Genomic DNA, 3,431 nt, shown 5'->3' on the forward strand with positions numbered 1-3,431 from the left:
CCGGGGATCGATTGAACGCTTGGCCCCCGCTGCGCGAACTACAGAATGGCCAGGGCGGAAAGCCCAGAACAGGCCGGATATACGAATGCAACCGCACTGACGACAGGTGCAGAAGAGAAGCTTTGCTCACTACTTTTGGGGCGAGTCCATATACGAGGTGTTAGGTGACCTTCTTTAGAACTCGCTGAAGCCGGCGAGCATGGCTTTCTACCGCCTTCCAGTTCCAGTCATCAGGTGGGCTCCATTCTGGATAGGTAGGCGCCCAAGCCTTTGCACGAGCTAGTGAGTTCGCGCAGATCCGAGACATTCGAAATTGGTCAGCGCCATAGAGCTGAACCGAAATCATGCCGAAGCCGTCCCACGTATATCTCAGCTTTTGCCCGGGACAGTGCTTTGGATTTAAGTGAATCGTTCGCCGTGTCGGGCGACCACCCATATCAGGATAGACGACTACGATATCAGCCAAGCCACGAGGCGCTGCTATCTGGCCCTTGATGTGATCGGCAAGATCCGCTGCCGTCTTGAACAATCGCGGTTCCTTATCGGGCTCCGAGTAGGCCTCTGCAACAAACGGATCGTGCTTCGCGAACACCGCATCAGCTATTGCATTGACTGCCGACTCAGTTATGGGCTTAGCGAGTACCACCAAAGTCACCTAACGTTTGGTTAAGGGGCGGGCTTTAGCCCGTCCCAGTGAGCGAAGCGAGCGATTTGAACCACTTGTTATGCGATTTTCTAACTAGTCTAATATTTCCTGCCTGGCACTGACGATTAACTTTGCAACACTAATATCATGTTCGCTGTTGCCTGTGGCGCTCAATCCGATATTCTGACGAATAGTTGATGTGAGTGAAGCGGCGATTCTAATGTGGTCGCAACCCTCTACTGCGAGTCGGAATATATGAGGTACATAGCTATCGTATTCATCATCCCACTCACTATCTTCTTCGTAGACACCGATAGGATCCCAGTTCTTCCAGAGAATTTTGGATATCCTATTCCAGAGTTCTTTTTCCTTTGAACTCAATTTATTCTTCATGCTCGATTACGCATAACGCCGTGTACAGAGGCGCGAGCTTGCGAGCGCCCTGCCGCTGCTTGCGGCGGCGAACTGGTACACATGGTTAGGTGTTTTATAAGCCTGGGTACTTTCCATCAGCATCAACATAATCAACAGCCTCTAAATACCACCTACCATTATTCTTAGTTAGCCTATACTCGTAATCGGCGACAAACCCAGTACTACTAGTATGCTTTGTAGTAATGATCGATATGTTACCCTCAATTTCCTCTGTAATAATAACTTCACGCTCTGGATCGTGAGAAGATTCCGACCCAAATGCTATAGGCTGCCCTTTAAATCCTGGTCGACAATATTTAGAAATTATATTTTCCCAGTATAAATCTTCCGCCATTTTCATTGCTTCACCAGTATACTCAATTTCAGCCTCCGACAGGCGATACACCTGATCATTCCACTGCTGGTAATCAGCTATAAACGATTGAACCAAATATCTAGGTGTATCCATATTCTTTCCATAAGAAAGAGCAGAGAATAATGTAGCCAATACAACAATAACTTTATTTAACATGTATACATCCCAATTACGCCCTGACGCCTTGTATCTTATAGATTGCTTGATTACACACTAACGCTTCAATAACCGGCGCGCGATAGCGCGTCCGGCGCCGTAGGCGCGAAGTTGATTGGCTTGTTATACGTTTTCATCAGGCTCATCCATAAAGTCTTGCCACTCGCTCTCATGGTAGGACTCTGAATTAGAAAGAACACAGTATTGGTTGTTTTTGTCGTCAAAGCCCTTCAAAACCAAACTGATGCAACAATGAGTATCGCCATCATTGAGGGACAATCTCACCTCTAAATCTTGATTCTCAAAGCTTTCTAATTCTTTGATAAGTTGCTTAATCGTTTTTCCTCGAGTTACCCACTCAGGAATCGGATGCTTCAGTTTCTTCATGACGTATAACGTTTGGTTAAGGGGCGGGCTTTAGCCCGTCCCAGTGAGCAGAGCGAACGGGTTGAACCACTAGTTAAACGCTGTACTGAATCATGCGGATAGCCTACAGAAAATATGATGCACACCCTTGAGCACGAAATTAATCTTTTATTTAACCCGTTCGAGATACCGCATTAAACCCTTTGCAAGGCTTCCATCTTCGATATGGAAAATTTTCTCGGTTGCGGGCTCATGCATACGGGCTGCATTCACAATTAGTTGTCCAAGCCGCAGATCCGGATTGCTCTGCCAAACCTCACGAATTAAGTCCAGCATATCATCGATGCGTTCTGGGTCTCTCATGTTGTAAGCGCCTAACGTTTGGTTAAGGGGCCGGCTTCGCCGGTCCCGAGTGAGCGCAGCGAACGACTTGAACCAGTAGTTAAGCGCCAACACTCTGCGACTATGCTTTTGATTAGGATTTCTGGCCGCCAATATGTAAGATTTCGCCAAGCAGTAAATAGGTGTTCAGAAAAAGTGCTCTGGCTTCTTCAGCTGATACATCATTATGTACGCCTGTGGACACTCTGTCGTAGAGATTGGAGAGATTTTGCCTGATCTTTATTTTGCGCGACTTGCTTTCTATTTTTTGATGTATAAAGGCATTTATTCTGTTTTGATGCTTGTTTGCGCCTAAGGTTACCTCGTTGCCGCCGATATTAATTGTTTCCTCTGTCGGAGGAAATATAGAGTCTGCAAAAGAGTCTATGATTCTGCGAGTGGTTGTGAGTGCTTGACTTATAGATTCCGGATCCCCATCGGCTAGTCGCGACATTACAGACGGGATTTGCTCAAGAACATTTCCGCAGTGAACTGAAATAAGGGTGTCAACGTCTCTTTTATACTTCTCAAAAATAGACTCGGAAAGATTGTCGAACTCTTTCTCGTAGTAGATCTCGGATACGAAGCTATGAAGTTGTGCTAAAACTCTACTTCTGATGCCGCTAAGTTTTGCAATGTAGTTTGATGTTGTTATTAGTTGTTGTTCGTGCATTTGCATGACGCGAAACGCCCAGTCTCCACTGGTGTCTGGAGTTGTCATTGCTCGGAGCTTTATGTTTTCTGCTTCGAGGGCTGCCTCATGTTGTGCTAAAGGCCCCCAATAGCCTTTACCCTCACTTTTATCAGTCCAGCGCCCAGTTATTCCCATGTATTTCAAGGAAATTTCGTTGGATGAGTTATATCCTTGCATTTCAAGTTTAATCCAGTACTTGATTTCATCGGATCCAACCCAGCGAGCGAGTCGTGACGCTTTAAGTAATAAAGATTCTGCTGAAAGCCTACTCAGCTCAATATCGTCAAGAAGCTCTTTAGCTAACTCCAAAATATGTTCGGATCTGCTTTTTTCCACGATATTTCCTTTGGGGCTTAACGTTTGGTTAAGGGGCGGGCTTTAGCCCGTCCCAGTGAGCG

The 3,431-nt window shown here is 46.1% G+C and carries 5 protein-coding genes; all 5 read right to left on the bottom strand.

Features of this window, described 5'->3' with window-relative positions:
* Window positions 1–739 precede the first annotated feature (739 nt).
* Window positions 740–1,039, bottom strand: a complete 300-nt coding sequence (locus BLR77_RS24720; protein ID WP_074682764.1) for a hypothetical protein — start codon at window positions 1,037–1,039, stop codon at window positions 740–742.
* Window positions 1,040–1,133: 94 nt separating this feature from the next.
* A complete protein-coding gene (locus BLR77_RS24725) occupies window positions 1,134–1,592 on the bottom strand; it encodes an NTF2 fold immunity protein (protein WP_074682766.1) in 459 nt (152 codons plus the stop codon).
* Window positions 1,593–1,715: 123 nt separating this feature from the next.
* On the bottom strand, window positions 1,716–1,979 hold the full coding sequence (locus BLR77_RS24730) for a hypothetical protein (protein ID WP_074682768.1): 264 nt from the start codon (window positions 1,977–1,979) through the stop codon (window positions 1,716–1,718).
* Window positions 1,980–2,126: 147 nt separating this feature from the next.
* Window positions 2,127–2,321: a DUF1040 family protein gene (locus tag BLR77_RS24735; RefSeq protein ID WP_074682772.1), complete on the bottom strand. Its 195-nt coding sequence runs from the start codon at window positions 2,319–2,321 to the stop codon at window positions 2,127–2,129.
* A 112-nt stretch (window positions 2,322–2,433) separates the two neighbouring features.
* On the bottom strand, window positions 2,434–3,369 hold the full coding sequence (locus BLR77_RS24740) for an AbiTii domain-containing protein (RefSeq protein ID WP_202907465.1): 936 nt from the start codon (window positions 3,367–3,369) through the stop codon (window positions 2,434–2,436).
* Between the last annotated feature and the right edge of the window lie 62 nt (window positions 3,370–3,431).

Origin of the sequence: Ectopseudomonas alcaliphila (assembly GCF_900101755.1) — a bacterium.
GTDB classification, from domain to species: Bacteria; Pseudomonadota; Gammaproteobacteria; order Pseudomonadales; family Pseudomonadaceae; genus Aquipseudomonas; species Aquipseudomonas alcaliphila.

Bases quoted from the DNA above. Each gene is read 5' to 3' on its own strand.
- BLR77_RS24730 (WP_074682768.1), bottom strand. From the start codon at position 1,979: ATGAAGAAACTGAAGCATCCGATTCCTGAGTGGGTAACTCGAGGAAAA.
- BLR77_RS24725 (WP_074682766.1), bottom strand. From the start codon at position 1,592: ATGTTAAATAAAGTTATTGTTGTATTGGCTACATTATTCTCTGCTCTT.
- BLR77_RS24720 (WP_074682764.1), bottom strand. From the start codon at position 1,039: ATGAAGAATAAATTGAGTTCAAAGGAAAAAGAACTCTGGAATAGGATA.
- BLR77_RS24735 (WP_074682772.1), bottom strand. From the start codon at position 2,321: ATGAGAGACCCAGAACGCATCGATGATATGCTGGACTTAATTCGTGAG.